Source organism: Paeniglutamicibacter antarcticus (genome assembly GCF_039544305.1).
GTDB lineage: Bacteria > Actinomycetota > Actinomycetes > Actinomycetales > Micrococcaceae > Paeniglutamicibacter > Paeniglutamicibacter antarcticus_C.
Genome location: NZ_BAABLK010000037.1, coordinates 86084 through 107332, shown reverse-complemented (window position 1 = coordinate 107332; position 21249 = coordinate 86084). Strand labels below are relative to the sequence as shown.

The following is a 21249-nucleotide window of genomic DNA, read 5'->3' as shown; positions in this document are numbered from 1 at the left end:
GCATCATGCAACGAGTCCTAGTGATCTGGATATTCCCCAACGGTCTCCGGAGTGAGGCGGAACACTGAGCAGCCCTCAACTATTGACGGCACGTCGATCTTGTACGGCAGCAGGCAATCAACTTCTTCTTAAACGCAACAGCGGGCTTCCAAAGAACCGGGCTGGTTCTGTGGAAGCCCGCTGTTACGTACTGAGATCGAGAACCTTCTAGCCTTCGACCCGCTCGACCTTGCCCACGAGTGCAATGTAGGAAACGATTCCCGCCGCAGCAACAACGGTCATGTAGATGAAGGCCGGACCAAAGTCGGTCTTGGTCACCAGCATGCCGATCACGATCGGGGTCGCGATCGATGAAAGATTGCCAATGAAATTGAACATGCCACCGGTCAGGCCGATCAAGCGTGCCGGAGCCAGTGCCGACACCAACGACCAAGTGATGGAAGCCAGCCCGTTGCCGAAGAACGCAATGGACATGAACATGATGACCAGTGCGGTGCTATCGGTGAAGATCGCGCCGATCATGCTCATCGACAACAGCAGGCCGGTGATGATCGGGAGCTTGCGTGAAGCACCCAGCGTCATTCCGCGCTTGAGCAACGTATCGGAGAGTACCCCGGAAATCAGGACACCCACCAGGGCGGCGATGAACGGCAGCGAGGTCAGGAAGCCTGTCTGGATGTAATCCATCTGCCGGTAGTTCACCAGATAGGTGGGGAACCAGGTCAGGAAGAACCACAGTGTCGAAGTCAGGCAGAACTGGCCGATGTAAATGCCCCAGAGCTTGCGCCGTCCCAGGACCAAGGCGAAGTCGGTCTTGCTGAGCTTTGGCTTCTTCTCGGTAGTCTCGGTACTGCCTAGATCGACAAGTCCGCCGCCTTCGCGGATGTATTCGATCTCCGCCGCGTTGGCACGCTTCGAATCCACCGGGTTGCGGTAGAAGAGGTACCAGATCAGGCCCCAGACGATGCCCACGGCACCGGTGGCCACGAAGACCCAGTGCCAGCTCATCACGTGCTGCAGCCAGATCAGCACCGGAGTCAGCAGCGCCAAGCCAATGAACTGGCCCGAGGTGTAGAACCCGATGGCCGTGGCGCGTTCCTTTTCCGGGAACCAGGCGGTGACCACCTTGTTGTTGATCGGGTAGGCCGGGGCCTCGAAGGCACCAACCGCCATGCGCAGCACGATCAGTGCCACGAAGCTACCCGCCATCCCCATGAAGATCGTGGCCAGGGACCACAGCACCAGGCAGATCGGGTAGAGCAAGCGCGGCGGGACACGGTCAACCAACCAGCCGCCGGGCAGCTGCATGGCGGCGTAGGTCCAGCCGAACGCCGAGAGCAGGAAACCCTGCTGGGCGGTGTCGAGCCCGAACTCCTCGGCGATCAGCGGCGCCGCCACCGAGAGGTTGGAGCGGTCAAGATAGTTGATGACCACCGTAAGGAAGAGCATGAATGCGACGACGTAGCGGACCTTGGTGGCTTTGTCCGTGGTCGCATGAACCTTCGGGGCAGAGATTTCCGGGGACAAGTGCTGGCTTACCATTCCGCAAACGACCCATCGGCGTGGCGCCATACCGGGTTGCGCCAGCGATGGCCTTCCTTGGAACGTTCGATCACGTACTCCTCATTGACTTCGATGCCAAGCCCCGGCCCATTGGGGATCTGGACCATACCCTCTTCATAGGCAAACACCGAGGGGTCCACCACGTAGTCGAGCAGGTCATTGGACTTGTTGTAGTGGATGCCCAGGCTCTGCTCCTGGATGAAGGCGTTGTAGCAACCGGCATCGATCTGCAGGTTGGCAGCCAGCGCGATCGGGCCCAACGGGCAGTGCAGGGCCACGGCGACGTCGTAAGCCTCCGCCATGGCGGCGATCTTCCGGGTCTCGGTGATGCCGCCGGCGTGCGAAGGGTCGGGCTGGATGATGTCCACGGCTCCCGAAGCCAGGATGTCCTTGAAGTCCCAGCGCGAGTAGAGCCGCTCGCCCAGGGCGATCGGGGTGCTGGCGTTGCGCAGCACGTCGAGCATCGAGCCGATGTTTTCGCTGAGCACCGGTTCCTCGATGAACATGAGCTTGTAGGGTTCGAGCTCGTTGATCAACACCTTGGCCATGGGCTTGTGCACGCGGCCGTGGAAGTCCACCCCAATTCCCACGCTGGTGCCCACGGCGTCGCGGACCGCCTGCACGTTGGCGATGCACTGTTCGACCTTGTCCCAGGAATCGATGTACTGCATTTCTTCGGTGCCGTTCATCTTCACGGCGGTGAATCCGCGGTCAACGGCGTCGCGCGCTGCCTGTGCGGTGTCCGCCGGGCGATCCCCTCCAATCCAGGAGTAGACGCGGATGCGGTCGCGGACCTTGCCACCGAGCAGCTCGTAAGCCGGAACGCCCAAGGCCTTGCCCTTGATGTCCCACAAGGCCTGGTCGATGCCGGCGAGCGCGCTCATTAGGATCGGTCCGCCCCGGTAAAAGCCTGCCCGATACATGATCGTCCACAGATCCTCGATGTTGCGCGGGTCCTGGCCGATCACGTAGTCGGAGAGTTCCTCCACCGCAGCGGCGACCGTGGCGGCGCGCCCCTCCAGCACAGGCTCACCCCAGCCGACGATTCCCTCGTCTGTTTCAACCTTGAGGAACAGCCAGCGCGGCGGAACCGTGTAGGTCGTGAGTTTGGTGATTTTCATGCAGACTTCCTCGTCTCTTGAATCCGATTCCAGGCCTCGGCAATCGCTGTTGCCCTGGCGGTGAGTTCTTCCAGGTCCCGCCCGGGCGCATAAAGCGCCGAAGCAATGCCAAAGCCGGTGGCGCCGGCCTCGACCCAGGTGTCCATGTTCTCCGCGTTGATCCCGCCCACCGGGATGATCCCGATATCCGCCGGCAGGACGGCGCGCCAGGCCTTGTATCCGGCCAGGCCGACCTGCTCCACGGGGAAGATCTTGATGTTGCGGGCACCCGCGGCGACGGCGGCAAAGGCCTCACTGGGGGTTGCCGCTCCGGGGAAGCTTTCCATCCCGGCGGCAAGCGTCGCCTTGATGACCTCGAGATCGGTGTTGGGTGAAACGATGATCTGGGCTCCGGCATCCCTGCAGGCATTGACCTGTTCAACGGTGAGCACTGTTCCCGCGCCGATAACGCAGTCCGCGGGCAGCTCCGCGCGCAGGATCCCGATGCTCTTCAACGGTTCGGGAGAATTCAACGGGACCTCCAAGGACCTGAAACCGGCGGCGTAAAGGAGCTTTCCGACTGCTGCGGCGTCTTCCGGGGGCAACCCGCGAAGAATGGCCACCAGCCCTGTTTGTGTACGTTTCGGTGATGCCATGATCAGGAAGTAACCTTTCGCTCGGAGGAATGGGAAAGCCGGAGGTGTGCCTCGGCTTCAGTGGTGTTCTTGTTGGCCAAGAGACCCACGGATTCGGCGATTTTCCAGATGCCCGCGGGGGCGGTGTTGCGCAGTTCCACGATCTCTTCGATGCCCAGGCGCTTCAGGCCGCGGCGGTAGCGCGGGCTGAGGTTCTCGTTGCCGCAGATGGTGATGCGCTGTGGTTGCTCGCCTTCCCAGGATTGGGAGACGGAGAGGATCTCATCTCCGATCATGAGCCCGGAAAGGTAGTCGGAGATTTCTGTGGCTCTCAGGTGACCGGTAAGCACCAGGGTTCGTGCGGAGAACGCGGTGGCCATGATTCCCCTTCTCCCCTCGGTGGAGAAGGCGGTGGCCAAACCGCGATCAAAGGCATCCCAAGATGCCTCGAGAGGGGTCTCGGCCAGCTTGGCGAGGATGCTGTACTGCATCAACAGGTTGTAGGTTTCACCGGTCATCGAGGTGGAGAATTCCTGGATCGTTGATCCCTTGACCTTGACCCATTTTGAGTGGGTCCCCGGCAGAACCATCCACTGCCCGGCGGACACATCTTCGTTGTCACTGCCACGCTGGAGCTCCAAGGCGCCCAGGATCTGGGTTTCCTCTCCACGCATCACATCGGGCAGTGCCGAATCGTCAATGACGCCGGGGATGATGTGGATACTCCCGCCATTGGTCAGGGCCACGGTAGCCAAGGTATTTGTTGGGACGGCCAGATCGGCCGGGGTCGGTCGGTAGTCCGCTTGGACCCACCCTTGTTGGCTGCCCACCATGCCGCAAGCAACCACGGGCAGCCAGCTATAGGCATTCATCCATGCGCCACATAGTTCGTTGAGCGTCTCCTCGAACTGGGCCTCAAGGCTCGTGGAGTGCGCGCGAGCCCGCTCGGCAACCTGCAGGATTCCCCATGGTTCGCTGCGGGTCTCGATGATCCGACCGCCCTCGCCGAGCAGATAGACACGGCAAGAGCTGGTCCCCCAGTCAAGGGCGATCAGCCGTGGTGCGTCGTTCTGCTTCATGATTCCCAACTTCAATGTTTATTGGCACGGGTCCTGTTGTGCCCCCGTTCACAATGAAATCGTCCGACAGTCGTTCCTATATTTCAAAGGCCGTCGCATATAGTGGGATGGGTGGAAAATCGCAAAACCTTGTTTCCAGCCCTTGCACACCGAACAACAGGAAGTCACCGTGGAATTGAACTCTCCCCCTAAAGATGCAGATGCCGTCGCGGCCCCGCCGCCGGGAACCCAGACCCTTGCCCGGGGGCTGGATGTCTTGCGGGCGGTAGCCGACGGCGCCACGACACTGGGCTCCGTGAGCGCAGCAACGGGCATCGGCAAGAGCACCACCCACCGGTTGCTGCAGCTATTGAGCGCCCGCGGGTTCCTGCGCAACACCGCCGGAAGCGACTACAGCCTGGGCTCGGCGTTGATCGAGCTGGGTTTCCATGCCCTGTACCAAAGCCCGGTTCCCGTGATCGCCAAGCCGATTCTCGAAGAGCTCGCGGCGAAATACCAGGATACGGTGCACCTGGCCGTCGAGGACGAGGCGCAGGTTCTCTATGTTGACAAGGTTCCGGGAACACGTGGAGCCCAGATGCGCTCCCGCGTGGGCCAGCGTATGCCGTTGAGCAGAACTGGCATCGGCAAGGCGTTGTTGCTGGATACCCCGGAACGCTGGACTTCCACCTTTGACCGGGAGTCACCCGTTGACCAGGTTTCGCATTCCTCCCGGCAGGAATTCCTGGCCAGGATGGAAGTGTATGCGTTGGCCGGTATCGCGCTTGATTTGGAAGACAACGAACCGGGCATTCGATGCGTGGCAGCCCCGATCCGCGATGGCAGCGGCAAGATCATCGCCGCAATCAGCATGTCTGCCACCACCCCGTACATGCCCGAGGCGCGAATGACGGCACTCAAGACCGTCATGGCACATACCGCGCAGCAAATTTCACGCAAGCTCGGCTACACGGGGCGAACCTACGGCGACTGACTTCAGCAACGCCTGCCGCTAGCCACGTGATGAAGACTCCCAGAATCATAGTGCGTGATCAGCGCCGCCCCGGAACCTGGATGCGGCGAATATGTGCGGTCATGGCGCCAATCCCAACCGGTTGGGCGACTCGAGGCCGCCAGCGGCCGCATGAGCACCGCTTCGCGGCCGCGTTCCCCCCGAAACCGCTAGCTCACGCTCACTGGTTCCGAGGCTGTATTCAAGACCCGAAGCTCCTCGTCATTGAGTTCAAGGGTTGCCGAGGCCATCAATGCCGGCAACTGCTCGATATTCCTCGCGCTGGCAATCGGAGCGAGAATGTTGTCCCGGCCGCGGAGCCAGGCCAGCGCCACGGTCGCAGGTTCAACCTTGAGCCCATCGGCCAGAGACACCAAGGCCTCGACGATGCCCAAGGAACGGTCGTTGAGGAAACTCCCGGCCATGTGGCCGCGTGCCTTTCCTTCCAAGTCTGCAGCCGAACGGTATTTGCCGGTCAACAGGCCGCTGGCCAAGGAGAAGTACGGCAGCACCGCAAGGTCATGCCGCGCAGCTACGTCGGCCAACTTGGTTTCGTACTCTTCGCGGGCTACCAGGTTGTACGCGGGCTGCAGCGCCACCGGCGCCGCGAAGCCCTGGGCATGAGCCACGGCGAACCATTCATCAATCTTCTCCGCCGGGAAGTTCGAGAGCCCGATATGGCGGATCTTCCCCGCGCGCACCAGGTTGTCGAAGGCGGCGGCGCTCTCGATGATGGGCGTGTTCTCGTCGTATTGGTGCGCGTAGTACAGGTCGATGTAATCGGTACCCAAACGCTCCAGTGAGGCATCGGCAGCAGCAGAGATGTTCTGGGCGGAGAGTCCAGGGAAGTCGGGGTGCTGGGAGACCTTGGTGGCCACGACCAGTCGTTCTCTCACGCCCTTGGCAAGCCAAGAGCTGATGATGGCCTCGGACTCACCGCCGGAGTTGCCCTCGGCCCACACAGAATAGACGTCCGCACTGTCCACGAAGTTCCCCCCGCCTTCGACGAAGGCATCTAGTACCGCATGCGAGGTGGCTTCATCCGAGGTCCACCCAAAGGTGTTGCCTCCGAGGTTCAGTGGGAAAATATCAAGATTCGAGGTTCCGAGGGTAGTCATGGGCGCTCCTTGCCTATTATGCGGATTGCTGCGCCAATGGCAGCCGCTCCCAGTCCCAACCTCGCCTCAGCGTGCGATATTCCGAGGTGCCAGCGAAGCGGCCAGATACCAACTGGCCGGAGATAACTGGGTGTGCTTGCTGAGAGTGCACTGGATGGTACTGATCGAAGCAGAACAGCGTCCCTTTCTATTGGCCAAAGAATGCCTTCATGCCGAAAGCCATTTCCGCAAGCATGTTCAATTTTTATGTGGCGCTGGGACCATCGCGCTCCACCCGTATTGGATCTCAGGTCCCACAATGGCATCGGCATCGGCATCGGCATCGGCAAGATCATCGCTGCCATTTACATGGCCGCAACCACCCATATATGCATGAGGCACTGATGAAGGCGGCCACGGTATTCAAAGGTATTCATGGAACGAACCGCACACCGGATTCCCTGAAAGCTCCACTACGCTCATCACACATTCAGCGATCAACGACAAAACCTCGGCAGCAATCCTGCGGAATAAAACGCACGATGTCACTGCCGAGGCCAAAGATCGCCCACCCGTTTCTACTTAGCGGCCGAGCACCTTACCTCGCCCAAGCCTGAGGTGTAGAGCCTGACGTTGACGTCAACGTTAGCCGCAGGAGCGGAGGATACGCCGCCTACGTAAGGCGTGATGGCCAGCTTGTAATTGTCACTGCCAAAAACCCCTGGACGGTCCAGGTTGAAGGTCCACGTCAATCCGCTGGTCTTCCCTGTCTCGGTCCGCCCCTCACCTTTCAAATCCAGCATGTACGAGTCGGCATCCACGGCAGGCCACGTCACGGTGATCTTCGAGGTGCTGCCGCTGTCTTTGCGTGAGCACTCCACTTCGCTGGCTGGAATGGTCTTCGGTGCCCACGAACCGGCGGTTACCGTGCCGACACCGGCGCCGGACATGTTCCACAGTGCATGGGCCCCGGCCCCGCCAAGACCAAGCAGCAGGACGGTCACATAGGTGATGATGGCCAGCCGCCACCCGAAGGACTTTTTGGTTGCGCGGTGCTTGCTCATGCTGCGAGCTCCATCGATACGGAAGCGGTTTCGGCCATGGTCTTGATGCGCTTGCGGCGGGTTCGCACGCCGTTGATGATCAGGCCCGCCCCGTAGAGAATGAATCCGCCGGCTGCCACCTCGCTGAACAAGCCACGGTTCTGGTTCCCCAACCAGTTGGCGACGAATCCAACGTACGGCACCGCATACATCAGCTTGCCGCGCACCTGGACCTCGGTGACCGCGGCGTCATCGGCAACCGCGTTGTTGTCGCCCTTGGTGATCAGCGTCCGGTGGCCGTCTTGGTCTGCACCCACGGAGAGCACACGGTGGGTGATGACCTCGGGGCGGCCCGAATCAATCTGGTAGGTGACGACGTCGCCGATCTTCAGTGAGTTGAAGGAGGTCGGTTTGACCACTAGGAAGGTACCCGGCGCGTAGTGCGGCTTCATCGAGTTGGTCAGCACGGAGTAGGACTGGGAGCCGGTCAGGATCGGCACCACTATCAAGACCATGGCAACCAGCGCGGTGATGATGAGCACGGAGAAGCTCACCAGTTGGCCGATGGGGCGCAACGCCGAGGTGTTCTTGGCGGTGGTGCGGGGAGCTTGGTGCCGTCCCATGGTGGCCGGTCCTTTCAAGATGAGCTGGTGTGGTGGCTTAGAGCTGTGTTGCGGTCAACGGAACGCTGATGGTTCCCTTGGCTCCGGAGAGAGTCGCCGGGGCGTCCTTGGCCAAGGTGGTTTTCAGGCAGTACAAGGCGGATTCGTCCTGCCCCAGGTCACTGCCGGTGAGGCTGTTGCCCCTGGTGGAGCAGTCGCTGCCCTTGGCCTTGGTGAGGTTCAGCGTCAGGTGGCTCCCCATTTCCCCGCCGACGCTCGGGGATCCCAGGACAATGCGGGTGCGGAAGGTGCCGCTGCCGGCATCGGGGGCGTTGCCGACCCGGATCGCCAGGGTATTGGATTCTCCTGGCTTCAGGGGATCTTGGCCCGCCAGGTCCACAGTGCTGGTTCCCGCGCTCAGGTATTCGACAGCGCCGCTACCCGAGGTCACCGACACCGCGAACTGCGCCGCGGTGACGCTTTGAGCCGTGGAGGAAGCCGCAGTGTTCCACAGTGCCAAGGAACCCTGGACGGTGAGAAGTCCCAGGACAGTGGCTGCCAGCATCAGCCCGGCCACTTTGAGCATGCGCTTCATTTCAGGACTTCCGATCGTGGATTTGCGGGAATACCGGCGGGGTTGGCTAGCTGGTCGGCGCGATCTGGTCGAGCTTGAAGCCGATCTTGCCCAGATCGTTGGTGGCCTTCGCACCGGTCGTGGTGGTGGTCCCTTCCTTGAAGGTCACCTTAACTGCTGCGGTGTAGGTCCCGTCGGAATCCTTGTTCAGTTCGGTGGTCACCGGCTTGTTCACACTGTCCGAGAGCGTGGTTTCCCCGACGCTGAGGTAGGAGGCCTGGGCAGCGGTGAGCTTGTCCGTGACTGTCAGGCTTGCACGCATCAAGTCACCGTCGATGGCCACGGTGACCGGCTGCGTGAAGGTCAGGACGTCGCCCGGGACCACGCGGTAGCTGGCAAGCTTCACCACGGTGCCCTTGGAGTTGGTCCAGGTACCGGTTCCGGCAGTCATCTGCAGGTCGCCGCCGGTCATAGTGCCTGCATTGGCCTCGGCTGCGGTGTTCCACACGGCCAGTGTTCCTCCGCCGCTGAGCAGAAGTGCTACGCCTACGCCGGTTGCCAATGCGCCTTTGGTCATCTTGTTCATGGTGTTTCCCTTTGATCCTCAGCGCCTTGCCCCAGCGGCCTGCGCTAAGACAACTATGTCTGCGCATGCTCAAGGCACGGACATGGTCTTAAGCAGGGTTCCCGTAAGCTTTCATCAGTTTTTACACCGGTCTTTAGGGGTGGTTCTTGAGAGTTTCTTGAGCTTTTATCTACATTGGGAGAAAATGTGAACCATGCCATAGGACAGGGGCAAGAATCGCGTTGGACTACCCTTCAGGGGCAACGTCTTCTTGAGGGCCGAAGCTGGTTCGCGCAGATGGCGGAGACCTGGTAGCGACGCAATGCGCAGGGGTACGACGGCACTAAAATCACCGCATGGCACCTCCTTGGCAACATGCGCAGAACTCGACGTGGGCGGACCCTGCGCCCGGATGGCCCCCACGGACGATAAAAGCTAAATGAGTGTGGGTGTCGGAATCAGGGCCATGAAGTCCCCGGGATGGGTCACTGGCGCTGAAAGCATCCCCGCACCGGCGTCAATGAGGAAGTAGCCCACCGACAGCCAGCTGCCCTCCTCGGAGCCCTCATGGATCTGGGTCTCGTACTCGGCGCAGATACCCAGAGCCATGTGCCCGAGCACGTCGGCCCGGGCGCGGAGGACCGCCTCCGGGATTCCTTCAAGTGTTCCGCGCACGTTCTCCAGAAGGATGTCAAAGTCGTCGTTAATCTCGAACGAGGAGATAAACACGGCCGCCACCGAGGGAATCGTGCGGATTTGGTAGAGGAATCGCGCACGCCAACTCGGATGCGGCATGGATTCAAGCTGCTCGACCCAGGGCAGGACCCGGCAGGCAATCACGTCACTGAGTGTGGCAGTATCGCCCAGCCCGGCGATGAGTTCGGCCTTGCGCCCCTCCAGCTGTCCCAGGTGGCGGTTGATCAGCGAGCGTATGAGCTCGTCCCGGTTCCCGAAGTGGTAAGCAATGGCCGAGTGGTTGGCCGTTCCCGCTCTCTCGGCGATTTTCCGGTTCGAGACGGCGTCTATGCCATGGGTGGCAAAAAGCTCCTCAGCAGCGTCCATTAATATCTCGCGCGCCTTGTCGCCCTGCTGCCCCATGGAGAACACCTTTCGTTGGGTCCCCACGTTATCGCGGACACACGCTTTTGTGATTTTTGACGCTATGGCAGAAAACTTTACGCCACGTGGCGTAAAGTAGTTGAACAGAATCAACCACCTACTTTGCGAATGGGTTTTTCGTGGACCCAGGACAGCCCCTGGGGGCTGCGGCTACCGGGCAGGCAATAGCATCAGGAGCAAGCATTTGAGCATCACGGCAACAACCACCAACGGGCATCCCCCCGAACTCGACGCGGAGGCCACCGCACGCAAGAAGGCCAAGGCCGAGACCATCGCACGCTACGTCGCGATGTTCCTCATGCCGCTGATCATGGTCGTCATGATGGTCGGCGGATACCTGGCGGCCATGCACGCCCCCACACCGCACAACATGCCGATCGCCGTGGCCGGTGCTCCGGCGAGCGCCACCGGATTTGCCAAGGCGCTGGAAGCGGCCGATCCAGAGGCCGTTGATGTACGCATCACCGTCGACGCCGACTCGGCCCGCCAGGCGGTGCTGGACCGCACGGTCACCGCGTCGGTGGTGCTCGAGGGCTCGAACGCCACGCTCTACACCGCAGGTTCCGCCGGAGCCTCACAGGCCTCGGCCGTCACCGCATTGCTCGCACCGCAGATCATGGGCCAGGACCTCAAAATGTCCGCCGAGGACCTGGCCCCGCTGCCGGAGAACGACAAGTCCGGTCTCGGTGCCATGTTCCTGACCACCGCGCTGGTCATGGCCGGCTACCTGCCCTTCAGCCTCACACTGTCCAACTCCCCCGAGCTATTGCGCTTCCGCCGCGCCCTGCCTTTGCTGGCAGGTTGGTCCACCCTGATCGCGTCCCTGGTCTGGGTCGTGACCGGACCGCTGCTGGGAGTGGTGACACCGGAAAATGCTTGGGCCATGGTCGGGGTCAGCTGGCTGGGCGTCTTCTCCATTGGCGCCGTCCAGCTGCTGCTCACCCGGCTGCTGGGGCCGCTGGCGATCCTGGTAGCCATGTTCATGCTGATGGTCCTGGGCGTCCCGGCTTCGAACATGGGTTTGTCCGTCTACACCATGCCGGGGATCTACACCTTCTTCCACTCCTTCCTGCCCACCCCCGCACTGGGTGAGGCGCTGCGCTCGGTGCTCTACTTCGAGGGCGCCGGCACCTGGGGCTACCTGGCCGTGCTGGTCATCGGAGCGGTCATCGCCCTGCTGCTGGTCCTTGCCTACGATGCCCGGAAGCGCCGGTTGAAGCCCAACGCCCCGGACCCCGCCATCGGCGTTCCGTCCCTGCACGGCGGCAAGCGGCCCAAGACCCGCTTCTGGCGCTACGCCGCCTTGCTCTTCTTCCCTCTGGGCATGGTCATCATGATGGTCTCCTTCATGCTCGGTGCCATGGCCGAGCCGACACCGCGCGAAATGCCCGTTGCCATCTCGGCACCCACCGTGTCCACCACGGCGCAAACCGTCGATTCGCTTCACGAATCCATGCCCGGGCTCTTTGACCTGCGTACCGTGGACTCCGAGGCCGAGGCCCGCACCATGGTGGCCGAGCGCACCGTCTCCGGCGCCATGGTCATGCCGGCCGCGCCCGGGGAACCGGCCTTGCTACTGACCAACGAGGCGGCCGGGTCAAGCGCGCACCAGCTCATCACCCAGATCTTCGGCCAGGTCGCTGCCGGCAACGGCATGGAGCTGGTGAGCCAGGACGTGGCCCCGCTCTCCTCCGGGGACAGTGCCGGTACCGTGTCCATGTACATGGCCATGGGCTGGATCATGTCCGGCTTCATGATCATCGTCGTGGGTGCCAGTGCCGCCCCGGCCTCGCGTCCGCTGCGCAAGCTGCTGCCCATCGTGGCCGGCTGGTCGGTATTCATGTCGGCCCTGTTGTGGTGGATCGCCGGCCCAATCATCGGCGGGTTCTCCGGCCATTTCTGGGCCATGTTCGGCACCGGAATCGTCGCGATCTTCACCGTGGCGATGTTTGCCACGGTCTTCGAGAGGCTCATGGGCATGCTCTCGATCCTGCCGGTCGTGGCCATCTTGATGTTCCTGGGCATCCCCGCCTCGGGGGCAGCCCTGTCGATCTACATGCAACCGGAGATCTTCTCCGTGCTGCACGAGATCCTGCCGATGCCGGCCGCGGTCGAGGCCGTCCGCTCCATTCTCTACTTCGGATCCGACATCGTCGGCGCGCAGTTGGTGACCTTCGGGATCTGGGGCGCAGTGTCGCTGGCCGTGGTCTTGGTCATCGACAAGTTCAAGCCGGTGCGCACCACCACTGAGGTTCTTGGCCCTCTTGATCCCGAGCCCTTCATCACCAGCGCACCGGAGGATGAGAAGGTGCTGGCAACTCTCTAGATTTCCCCACGCACAGCACTCCTGAAGTAAAGAAGTGGTCCGGGTCCCTTGAGGACCCGGACCACTTTTTGCGTCTTCGACACCTCGGTGACCACTTGTTTTTCGATGCGGCGGAAAACAACACCGGCTCTGGACTCCCATTTCGGATCCAAATGGTGTATAGTTATTCGATCAACGCCGCACGCCACGGACGTGAGCACCCCTTTGGCCCGGGAAACCGCCGGCCTTGGAACCCTCGATTCAACGGTTCCAACTCCGCATCACCACCGAATCCACGACAAGACAGATAATCGAAAGTTATCAATGAAGTCGAACTAAGTCTTGGACTCGGTCAATGTTGTGCGACTAATCTCATCCTTACGCAAGACGCGTGATCCAGCTAACAGGAAAGCCGTTGATTCCACGATGACAACCAACAGCTCCAGCCCTAAACCACCCAATCCCAGTCCGCCGGTAGCCACCGAGAGGATCGATGAAGCCCCGGCGGCGCGATCGGGCTACATACTGGACCGCAAGGTCACCGTGGCGAGCATCTCCATCCTGGCGATCTTTGTGCTCACCAGCCTGATCTTCCCCGTCCAGTCCTCTGAAGCCATCAGCAACGGCTTCACCACCGCCGCCAAGTGGCTCGGTATCTACTGGCAAGCACTGCTGCTGGCAACCTTCCTGGTGGCCATCGTCCTGGCGTTGACCCCCTATGCCAAGGCCAAGCTGGGCGGGAACATGAAGCCCGAATACGGCCGCTTCAAGTGGGTCGCCATGATCATGTGCACCCTGCTGGCCGGCGGAGGCGTCTTCTGGGCAGCAGCCGAGCCGATCTCCCACTACGTCTCCGGTCCCCCGTTCTTCGGCGCGACCGCCTCGGATCCGACCGTGGCCGTACACCAGGCGCTGGGACAGAGCTTCGTGCACTGGGGCTTCTTGGCTTGGGCCATTCTGGGCTCGCTCGGTGCCATCGTGATGACCCACGCGGTTTCCAAGGGCATGCCGTTGCGCCCCCGCACACTGCTCTACCCGATCATGGGCCGCAAGGTGCTCACCAGCTGGGTCGGCACCGTGGCCGACGTGGTCAGCATTCTGGCCGTCATGGCCGGTACCGTGGGACCCATTGGCTTCCTGGGCCTGCAAGTCTCCTACGGCATGTCCTCGCTCTTTGGCATTCCGAACAATTACGGCACCCAGCTGGTGATCATCGCGGTGCTCACCGGCGTCGCGGCACTCTCGGTCTCCTCGGGGCTGTCCAAGGGTATCCAGATCATGAGCCGCCTGAACGTTTGGCTGGCCCTAGCACTGATGGCCGCCATCCTGGTCCTGGGTTCGGTCGGCTACATCTTCAAGGCCTTCATCGGCGGCATGGGCGTTTACCTCAAGGACTTCGTCCCCATGTCGCTCTATCAAGGCGACGCGGGCTGGGTGGCCGGCTGGACGGTCTTCTTCTTTGCCTGGTTCCTGGGTTACGCCCCGCTGATGGCGATCTTCGTGGCCACTATTTCCCGCGGCCGCACGGTACGGGAACTGATCCTGTTCTCCACCGTCATGCCCCCGATCGTCACCTGCTTCTGGTTCACCGTCCTGGGCGGAACCGGCATCATGTTCGAGCAGCAGAACCCGGGATCGATTTCCGACCCGCTGGCCAGCGACGGGTTGCCCGCGGCGGTGATGGCCATTGCCAACCAGCTCCCCTTCGCCGGGGTCATTGGAGTGGGGTTCCTGGTCCTGACGGTGATGTTCGTGGCCACCACCGCGGACTCCATGTCCTACAGCATTGCGCAGTCCTGCACGGTCACCGACGAGCCCTCCACCAAGCTGCGCGCCTTCTGGGCCATTGCCATGGGCGTTGCCGCGGCGGTATTGATCTCCATCGGTGACGGTGGAATCACCGGACTGCAGTCCTTCATCGTGATCACTGCGGTCCCGGTCGGGTTCCTGATGCTCCCCTCGGTCTTCGCGGCCCCCGTGTTCGTGCGCCGCATGGCCATCGAGCAGGGCGTCATGAAGCCCAAGAAGGTGAAGTCCAACAGCTAGGCATGGTTGCGGGCGCGCGCCCGCCTGGATCACTGTGTACGCAGTAAGGGCCCCGAACGGTTTGACACCGCTCGGGGTCCTTCGCCGTTTGTCCCGGAGCGCCCTAGAAATCACTCATGTCAATGAATTGCTTCACCAGCGCCGATTCACGCCGGCCCTCGGCACAAATCAGCGAGACCTGCGAGAACGCCGCCTCGTCGCTCAGATCCACATACACGATCCCGGGGATCTGCAGCGCGCGCAGCGACTCGGGTACCACCGCGATGCCCGTGCGGGCCGCCACCAAGCCCAGGATCGTGGGGAACTGGATAGCCTCCTGGGAGACCTTGATATGAAAGCCTGCCTGGATGCACAACGCCGAAATCAGGTCATAGAGCCGCGAGACATGGTGGCGCGGGAACATCACGAACTCCTCCCCCGCCAACTGCGCCAGCGCCACGCTGTCCAGTTGCGCTAGCGGATGGGTCTGGGGCACCGCGACCACCAACGCCTCACGGCGCAGCGGGGTGGCGGAAATACCCTCGATGGGTTCGATTTCCCTCACGATCCCCACATCCATCCGCCCGTCAAGCACCGCCTGGATCTGGGTTTCGGTGGTGTTCTCCTGCAGCTGGAAGCGGATCAGGGGCAGCTGCTCGTGCATGTTGTTGACCATGCCCGGCAACAGGGACAAGGCAGCGGAGCTCACAAAGCCCACGCGCAGCAGCCCGGCACTGCCACTGGTCGCCTGCGCCACCTCGGACTTGGCGCGTTCGGCCTCGGCCAGCACCCGGCGGGCGGCCTCGAGCAGCACCCTGCCAGTGTCGGTAATCTGCACCGACCGGGTGGTGCGGATGAACAGCTGGGTCTTCAGGTTCCGTTCCAGCCGCTGGATCTGCTGGCTCAGCGCCGGCTGGGCGATATGCAGGCGTTCGGCCGCACGGTTGAAGTGCATCTCCTCGGCCACGGCGACGAAGTAGCGAAGCTGTCTGAGTTCCATAGGAACTAAGTGTGTCTGCTTATGAGTCGATAGGCAATAAATACTTCTCTGTTATCACCGATCCCCGTAGTGTGGATCACAGAACAGTACTCGGCAGCAAGAAGGCAGGAACCCCCTCATGGCTAACACCACAACCACCAAAACCCTGGAACTCAAGCAGTTCATCAACGGAGCCTGGATGAACGCCACAGGTAAGGAAGCCCAGAGCCTGAACCCGGCCGATCCTTCCGACGTCGTTGCCACCTACGCCACCGCCACCGCCGAGACCCTTCAAGCCGCAGTCACCGCCGGCCGCGATGCACGCGCCGACTGGGACAAGCTCGGGCTCATTGGCCGCGGACGCGTCCTGCGCCGTGCCGCAGCGTTGCTCGAGGAGCGCGCCGAGGACATTGCCGTGCTGATGACCCGTGAACAGGGCAAGACCCTTGCCGATTCGCGCGGCGAGGTCGGCGCCACCGTCGAAACCCTCTACTACCAGGCGGGTTCGGCCCGAAGCGCCACCGGCACCACCTTCCCCTCGGGCAATGCAGACGAGCTGGTGCGCACCATCCGCCGCCCGGTAGGCGTCGTGGGGGTCATCACCCCGTGGAACTTCCCGCTGCAGATCCCGGCCTGGAAGATCGCACCGGCACTGCTCTGGGGCAACACGGTCGTCTGGAAGTCAGCCAGTGACACCCCCGCAGTCTCCGTCGCCTTCGCCCAGCTGCTCATTGACGCCGGCGTCCCTGCCGGCGTGCTGAACCTGCTCCTTGGCCCCGGCTCGCTGGGCTCGGCGTTGGTCGAGCACCAGGACATCGCCGCGGTCACCTTCACCGGCTCGGTCCCGGTTGGCCACCAGATCCGCGATCGCGTGGTGGGCCGCGGCGCGAAGCTGCAGATGGAACTCGGCGGACACAACGCCGCCATCGTCATGCCCGACGCAGACGTGGACCACGCAGCGGCGTTCATCATCGCCGCAGCCATGTCCAGCACCGGCCAGAAATGCACTGCCACCCGCCGCATCATCGCCGTGGGCGATGTCCACGATCGTCTTGCCGCAGCCTTGGTTCCCAAGGTCAACGCACTGGTTTCCGGCCCGGGTACCGATGCCGGCTCCTACATGGGTCCGGTCATCTCCGCCCGCGCGGCCCGCGACGTCGACGAGGCCCTGGCCACCGCCAAGAACGAGGGCGCCACCGTGCTGGCCCGGGGCACCAAGCCCGAGGGCTCGGAGGGACACTACGTTTCCGCCACCCTTTTAGGTGGCACAGACGCACTGAGCATCACCTGCGAAGAGGTCTTCGGACCCGTGGTGACCCTGATGCGCGCCGAGGACCTCGATGCGGCCATCGCCTTGGCCAACGCCACCGACTTCGGCTTGACCGCCTCGGTGTTCACCAACGACGAGCATGCGATCCGCCGCTGCCTCGACGAGGTTGTCGCCGGGCTGATCAAGGTCAACGGACCCTCCACCGGATCGGAGGTGCACGCACCGTTCGGCGGACTGCGCGATTCCTCCTTCGCGGCCCCGCGCGAGCAGAACGCCGATTCCTGCGCCGACTTCTTCACCGTAACCAAGACCGCCTACATCCGCACCGCACCTTCGGTGCGTGCCTCGTGAGTGCGCAGGTGTTGGGCGAAGGCCAGATGGAGAGCCTCGAAGGCCAGCTGCGTCCCTCGAACTCCGTGATGGACCCGGTTGACATGGGCGGCGCCCGGTCCACCCGGCACAGCTTCATGCGAACCATGATGCGCCGTGCGGTGAAGAACGGCTGGATCATCCAGCGCACCGCCTTCAACATCGACGACGCCGGCTGCGGCTCGGCGATCTATGAGATCCACGCCGAATCCCTCCACTTCAGCTTCGTCGCCTTCTCGCAGAAGCTCTCCGAGGAAGACCGCACGGACCGGGTCATCGCCAAGGGCTGGGACCTTACCGCAGCCTTGGTCGAGGGCCCAGTGGACGCCGAAAAGCTCGAGCGCCTGGCCGCGCAGGTGCCGCTGCAGGAAAACGGGCGCGCAGAAACCGGCTCCATCATCTGGACCCGTGCGAACCGCAGCGAGCGCTTCTTCAACTACGTCGCGGACCGCCTGGCGCAGGGACTGGCACCGGAAGCCGATAAGTTCGGCGGCTCCCCGTACCTGATCCGTTCCACCGCGTTCTACTCCAACGGCAAGTGCGGGCTGGCAGACTACGAGGGCATCGAGGACGGCCACCCGCTGGCCACCCCGTTCCGCGCCCACATGCTCACCGCCTGGCTGTTGCGCGAGCTCAGCTACGACATGGTCGAGCACGTCGCCGCCGCCCGCAACCCCGACGCCGCCAAGCTTGAGGGCCCGTGGCGCCGTTACCTGGGCATGGGCAACGCCACCGGGTTGGGCATGGTGCCCTACGCCATCAACCACCCCGAGGTCATCAACTCCTGGGCCCTGGCCCGCGAGGTCCCGCTGGCCGCGGTCACCGCCCGCACGGTGGAGATAACCGACCCATCGGTGGGACGGATCATCGATCTCATGGATCAGGCCATCACCTACCTCGCCGAGCAGGATGACATCATCACGGCGCCCTTCACCTCGGGGCCCGAGCTTTCGGCCCAGTTGTCGGTGCTGGTGGAGCAGCTGCGCGAATGGACGGAAACCGGGATCTTCGCCGGATACGAAACCACGCACATCTTCCGCGAGCTGCACAATGGCGCCGGGGCACAGAGCCCGGCCGCACGCGGCATGGTCGCCACGATCCTGACCGAGCTCAGCGAAGACCTCGACGACGTCGTCGAGTCCGTGCTGCGCTGCGACGAGTCCCGCCGCGTCACCGCGGGAATCAGCTGCGCCGAGCTGGCTGCGGACATCGATGCCTCCTATTCCTGGATCGGCGCCTTCGACTTCGCTTCCCCGGGTTCGCAGAAGCACTTCTGGTTCTCCTCGATCAACAACGAGGAACCCCGCCGTGCCTTGCAAGGCATGGATGCCGGAGAAGCAGTCCAGCACCCGGTGGACATCGCCCGCGCCGTCGCCGCGCTGCGCGCCGAGCTCGCCGAGGCGGAACCCACCATGGACGTCGGGGAATTCCTGCTCACCCACCCGCGCCACCGCGCCACGGTGGGACGCGTGCAGAACATCGGCAAGCTTCCCTACGGCGAGGTTCGCGACAACCTGCTCGGTGCAGAGTTCCTGCCGCTGAATGTCCAGCGCTTCCAGCTGGCCCTCTACGGCATGGAAAACTTCACCCCGCAGTCCACCGACTGGCTGCGCGTGACCCTGATGGCAGGAGCCCCGCGCATCGCCGACCTGGCCAACGGCACCGCCGATGACGCCTGGATGTTCACCCGCCGCCCCCAGGAGAAAAACCACCATGGCTGAAAATCGCACCTCGACCCTGCTCAAGGCCCCCGCCAGCGATAGCGCAGCGGCATTGCATACCGCCGCCACCATCGTTGACGGCCTGCAGATCAGCAACTGGGACCGGGCGACCTTGGAGGAACTGCGCGCTGGCGGGATCAGTGGCGTCAATGCCACCGCCGCCGTCTGGGAAGGACCAGCCGACACCCTCAAGGCCATCGGCGACTGGTACCAGCTAGCCGCCAAGAACCCGGACCTTCTCACCATGGCGCGCACCGCCGATGATATCCGCCGGGCAAAGCTCGATAACCGGATCGCGGTGCTGCTGGGCTTCCAGAACACCAGCTCCTTCGGGGATGACTACAAGCTCGTCGAGGTCTTCCACGAACTCGGTGTCAAGATCGCCCAGCTGACCTACAACATCCAGAACCTTGTCGGCGGGGCCTGCTACGAACCCGAGGACTCGGGGCTGACCCGGTTCGGGCGCACCATCATCTCGGAAATGAACCGGGTGGGCATGCTCATCGACCTGTCCCATGTGGGCAACAGGACCTCGCTGGATGCCGTCGAGGCCTCCGTGGCCCCGATCGCCATCACCCACTCGAATCCCACCTGGTTTGTGGAGAACCCGCGCAACAAGCCCGACGAGGTTATCCGTGCGGTGACCGAGGCCGGCGGAATGCTCGGCTGCTGCCTCTACCCGCTGGTCATTGGCGGCAAGAAGACCACCTTGGAGCAGTTCTGCCAAATGGTCGCACGCCTGGTTGACGAGCTGGGCCCCACCCGCATCGGGCTGGGCAGTGACTGCACCCGGAACTGGGACGACAAGTTCGTGGGCTGGCTGCGCAACGGGCGCTGGCAGCCCGAGGGCGAAACCAAGGCCACCTGGCCCGAATGGCCCGAATGGTTCGTCGGCCCCGAGGACTTCCCCCGGCTCACTGACGGGTTGCTCAAGGTCGGCCTGGACGAAACCACCATCCGCGGCGTGCTCGGCGAGAACTGGCTGAACCTCTTTGACGACGTCTTCCCGGGAAGGAAAATCTCATGACACTCACGACCGAGAAAGGACAGAGCATGGACGGCAAAGACACGGCATTAACAATGCGTCTGGCCATGCGCGAGGTCCGCGAATGCGCCTACCGCGCACTGATGACCAAGGGGGCCTCCAACTCCGAGGCCCAGGCGGCCGCCCGCCAGGTGCTCTTCGCCGAGCTGCACCACGGTACCGGCCTTCAATCCCTGGCCGCCTGGCTCCACGACGGAACCTGGCTGCTCGGCGCCTTCCCCTACACCCGCATCGACACCCCGTCAGGCAAGAGCTACCGGGTGGATCCCGCGGCTCCCTGCCACGCACTGGTCCACGGGGTACTGCTGGTGGATGTCGCCAGCACCGGGGTTGGCAGCGAAGTGCTGTGCAGCCCCATGCGACACGACACGCACCTGCTTGACGAGGCACTGCTCAACGCCGCCATCAGCTCCGGGCACACCGTGGTGCACCGCAGCGCGGGCGCCGAGAACCGCACCACCTTCGCCACGCCCCAAGGCGATCTGGGCACCGGGTTCAGCGCCGCCGGCCAGGGTGCGCCGCACACTGCCCCGGAGGAACTGGAGAACTCGCGCTTCTACACCGCCAACGAACCCCCGCAAGGCGAGTTTTCCCTGAGCACTGAGGCGCAGAGGACCGCGCGGCGCCTGGAACTGGCCCACGGCGGGATCCTGGTTGACGCGGCCATCTGGGCCGAACTGCGAACCATCGCCGCCGGCTACCTGGTGGCAGACAAGTGAGCGGGGTGCAGCGCCGCTGGCACCAAGACGGCAAGACGCGCAATTACACCGCCACCGCCACTTTCTCCGGGATCGTCTTCGCCTGCGGCCAGGTTCCCACCCGGGTCGACGGGTCCACCGCAGTGTCGCTTAACGACCAGGTCGATACGGTGTTCGACAACCTCGAGACGGTCCTCGCCGATGCGGGTGCGGATCTGTCCACGATCTTGAAGGTCACGGTGTTCCTGGCCAACCTCGACGAATTCGATGAGTTCAACGCCGCCTACGTGCGCCGGCTGGCTGATGTGACGCTCCCGCCGCGCACCACGGTCGAGGTTTCGCGCTTCCGCGGGGAAAAGCGCATCGAAATGGACGTCGTGGCAGCTGTCAAATAAAAGCCTCGGCCTCATACGGGCAGTATTTCGGCAACGCCGGAAAACATAAGAGAGGCCCCAACCTCGTAAGGTTG

The 21249-nt window shown here is 63.0% G+C and carries 19 protein-coding genes; 8 read left to right on the top strand and 11 right to left on the bottom strand.

What is annotated here, in order from left to right; genetic code table 11:
- Nucleotides 1–207 precede the first annotated feature (207 nt).
- The 4 genes from ABEA12_RS14650 to ABEA12_RS14635 are packed head-to-tail and all read right to left on the bottom strand — an operon-like array spanning nucleotide 208 to nucleotide 4377.
- Nucleotides 208–1542 (bottom strand): MFS transporter, encoded by a 1335-nt coding sequence (locus tag ABEA12_RS14650; RefSeq protein WP_210099468.1) that lies wholly within the window; start codon nucleotides 1540–1542, stop codon nucleotides 208–210.
- Nucleotides 1536–2684, bottom strand: coding sequence for a galactonate dehydratase (gene dgoD, locus ABEA12_RS14645; protein ID WP_210099467.1), 1149 nt, complete (start codon nucleotides 2682–2684; stop codon nucleotides 1536–1538). The genes ABEA12_RS14650 and dgoD overlap by 7 nt, the downstream gene beginning before the upstream one ends.
- Complete coding sequence (locus ABEA12_RS14640) at nucleotides 2681–3319, bottom strand: 2-dehydro-3-deoxy-6-phosphogalactonate aldolase (protein WP_210099466.1); 639 nt, start codon at nucleotides 3317–3319, stop codon at nucleotides 2681–2683. Before ABEA12_RS14640 ends, dgoD begins: the two co-directional genes overlap by 4 nt.
- A 2-nt stretch (nucleotides 3320–3321) precedes the next feature.
- On the bottom strand, nucleotides 3322–4377 hold the full coding sequence (locus ABEA12_RS14635; protein ID WP_210099465.1) for a 2-dehydro-3-deoxygalactonokinase: 1056 nt from the start codon (nucleotides 4375–4377) through the stop codon (nucleotides 3322–3324).
- Nucleotides 4378–4546: 169 nt separating this feature from the next.
- On the opposite strand from ABEA12_RS14635, the gene ABEA12_RS14630 reads away from it, so the two are divergent.
- Nucleotides 4547–5350 carry an IclR family transcriptional regulator gene (locus ABEA12_RS14630; protein WP_210099464.1) on the top strand — a complete coding sequence of 268 codons (804 nt, stop codon included), beginning with the start codon at nucleotides 4547–4549 and terminating at the stop codon, nucleotides 5348–5350.
- 188 nt (nucleotides 5351–5538) lie between these two features.
- Here the strand turns inward: ABEA12_RS14630 and ABEA12_RS14625 are convergent, their stop codons facing one another.
- The 6 genes from ABEA12_RS14625 to ABEA12_RS14600 form a co-directional block, all read right to left on the bottom strand.
- Complete coding sequence (locus ABEA12_RS14625; RefSeq protein WP_210099463.1) at nucleotides 5539–6486, bottom strand: aldo/keto reductase; 948 nt, start codon at nucleotides 6484–6486, stop codon at nucleotides 5539–5541.
- Between the two features lie 557 nt (nucleotides 6487–7043).
- Nucleotides 7044–7529, bottom strand: coding sequence for a hypothetical protein (locus ABEA12_RS14620; protein WP_210099462.1), 486 nt, complete (start codon nucleotides 7527–7529; stop codon nucleotides 7044–7046).
- A complete protein-coding gene (locus ABEA12_RS14615) occupies nucleotides 7526–8131 on the bottom strand; it encodes a signal peptidase I (RefSeq protein WP_210099461.1) in 606 nt (201 codons plus the stop codon). The genes ABEA12_RS14620 and ABEA12_RS14615 overlap by 4 nt, the downstream gene beginning before the upstream one ends.
- Before the next feature lie 37 nt (nucleotides 8132–8168).
- Complete coding sequence (locus ABEA12_RS14610; protein ID WP_210099460.1) at nucleotides 8169–8705, bottom strand: hypothetical protein; 537 nt, start codon at nucleotides 8703–8705, stop codon at nucleotides 8169–8171.
- Nucleotides 8706–8751: 46 nt separating this feature from the next.
- Nucleotides 8752–9270 (bottom strand): alternate-type signal peptide domain-containing protein, encoded by a 519-nt coding sequence (locus tag ABEA12_RS14605; RefSeq protein ID WP_210099459.1) that lies wholly within the window; start codon nucleotides 9268–9270, stop codon nucleotides 8752–8754.
- A 414-nt stretch (nucleotides 9271–9684) separates the two neighbouring features.
- Complete coding sequence (locus ABEA12_RS14600) at nucleotides 9685–10347, bottom strand: TetR/AcrR family transcriptional regulator (protein WP_210099458.1); 663 nt, start codon at nucleotides 10345–10347, stop codon at nucleotides 9685–9687.
- 205 nt (nucleotides 10348–10552) lie between these two features.
- On the opposite strand from ABEA12_RS14600, the gene ABEA12_RS14595 reads away from it, so the two are divergent.
- A complete protein-coding gene (locus ABEA12_RS14595) occupies nucleotides 10553–12694 on the top strand; it encodes an ABC transporter permease (RefSeq protein ID WP_210099457.1) in 2142 nt (713 codons plus the stop codon).
- Nucleotides 12695–13099: 405 nt separating this feature from the next.
- A complete protein-coding gene (locus tag ABEA12_RS14590; RefSeq protein ID WP_210099456.1) occupies nucleotides 13100–14719 on the top strand; it encodes a BCCT family transporter in 1620 nt (539 codons plus the stop codon).
- 103 nt (nucleotides 14720–14822) lie between these two features.
- On the opposite strand, the gene ABEA12_RS14585 is transcribed toward ABEA12_RS14590, so the two are convergent.
- The gene (locus ABEA12_RS14585; protein ID WP_210099455.1) at nucleotides 14823–15698 is read right to left on the bottom strand and encodes a LysR family transcriptional regulator; all 876 of its coding nucleotides are present in this window, start codon (nucleotides 15696–15698) and stop codon (nucleotides 14823–14825) included.
- A gap of 118 nt (nucleotides 15699–15816) precedes the next feature.
- Here ABEA12_RS14585 and ABEA12_RS14580 point away from each other — a divergent pair, with 118 nt between their 5' ends.
- From ABEA12_RS14580 to ABEA12_RS14560, 5 genes are read left to right on the top strand one after another with little or no spacing between them, the layout of a single operon-like run.
- Nucleotides 15817–17298 carry an aldehyde dehydrogenase family protein gene (locus ABEA12_RS14580; protein WP_210099454.1) on the top strand — a complete coding sequence of 494 codons (1482 nt, stop codon included), beginning with the start codon at nucleotides 15817–15819 and terminating at the stop codon, nucleotides 17296–17298.
- A complete protein-coding gene (locus tag ABEA12_RS14575; RefSeq protein ID WP_345468748.1) occupies nucleotides 17295–19037 on the top strand; it encodes a hypothetical protein in 1743 nt (580 codons plus the stop codon). Before ABEA12_RS14580 ends, ABEA12_RS14575 begins: the two co-directional genes overlap by 4 nt.
- The gene (locus ABEA12_RS14570; protein WP_210099452.1) at nucleotides 19030–20064 is read left to right on the top strand and encodes a membrane dipeptidase; all 1035 of its coding nucleotides are present in this window, start codon (nucleotides 19030–19032) and stop codon (nucleotides 20062–20064) included. Before ABEA12_RS14575 ends, ABEA12_RS14570 begins: the two co-directional genes overlap by 8 nt.
- The gene (locus ABEA12_RS14565; protein WP_210099451.1) at nucleotides 20061–20801 is read left to right on the top strand and encodes a hypothetical protein; all 741 of its coding nucleotides are present in this window, start codon (nucleotides 20061–20063) and stop codon (nucleotides 20799–20801) included. Before ABEA12_RS14570 ends, ABEA12_RS14565 begins: the two co-directional genes overlap by 4 nt.
- Nucleotides 20798–21175: a RidA family protein gene (locus ABEA12_RS14560; RefSeq protein WP_345468745.1), complete on the top strand. Its 378-nt coding sequence runs from the start codon at nucleotides 20798–20800 to the stop codon at nucleotides 21173–21175. Before ABEA12_RS14565 ends, ABEA12_RS14560 begins: the two co-directional genes overlap by 4 nt.
- Nucleotides 21176–21249 lie beyond the last annotated feature (74 nt).

Coding starts and splice junctions, on each gene's coding strand:
- ABEA12_RS14590 (WP_210099456.1), top strand. CDS start 13,100: ATGACAACCAACAGCTCCAGCCCTAAACCACCCAATCCCAGTCCGCCG.
- ABEA12_RS14650 (WP_210099468.1), bottom strand. CDS start 1,542: ATGGTAAGCCAGCACTTGTCCCCGGAAATCTCTGCCCCGAAGGTTCAT.
- ABEA12_RS14615 (WP_210099461.1), bottom strand. CDS start 8,131: ATGGGACGGCACCAAGCTCCCCGCACCACCGCCAAGAACACCTCGGCG.
- ABEA12_RS14640 (WP_210099466.1), bottom strand. CDS start 3,319: ATGGCATCACCGAAACGTACACAAACAGGGCTGGTGGCCATTCTTCGC.
- ABEA12_RS14570 (WP_210099452.1), top strand. CDS start 19,030: ATGGCTGAAAATCGCACCTCGACCCTGCTCAAGGCCCCCGCCAGCGAT.
- ABEA12_RS14580 (WP_210099454.1), top strand. CDS start 15,817: ATGGCTAACACCACAACCACCAAAACCCTGGAACTCAAGCAGTTCATC.
- ABEA12_RS14635 (WP_210099465.1), bottom strand. CDS start 4,377: ATGAAGCAGAACGACGCACCACGGCTGATCGCCCTTGACTGGGGGACC.
- ABEA12_RS14600 (WP_210099458.1), bottom strand. CDS start 10,347: ATGGGGCAGCAGGGCGACAAGGCGCGCGAGATATTAATGGACGCTGCT.
- ABEA12_RS14620 (WP_210099462.1), bottom strand. CDS start 7,529: ATGAGCAAGCACCGCGCAACCAAAAAGTCCTTCGGGTGGCGGCTGGCC.
- ABEA12_RS14565 (WP_210099451.1), top strand. CDS start 20,061: ATGACACTCACGACCGAGAAAGGACAGAGCATGGACGGCAAAGACACG.
- ABEA12_RS14585 (WP_210099455.1), bottom strand. CDS start 15,698: ATGGAACTCAGACAGCTTCGCTACTTCGTCGCCGTGGCCGAGGAGATG.
- ABEA12_RS14605 (WP_210099459.1), bottom strand. CDS start 9,270: ATGAACAAGATGACCAAAGGCGCATTGGCAACCGGCGTAGGCGTAGCA.
- ABEA12_RS14625 (WP_210099463.1), bottom strand. CDS start 6,486: ATGACTACCCTCGGAACCTCGAATCTTGATATTTTCCCACTGAACCTC.
- ABEA12_RS14610 (WP_210099460.1), bottom strand. CDS start 8,705: ATGAAGCGCATGCTCAAAGTGGCCGGGCTGATGCTGGCAGCCACTGTC.
- dgoD (WP_210099467.1), bottom strand. CDS start 2,684: ATGAAAATCACCAAACTCACGACCTACACGGTTCCGCCGCGCTGGCTG.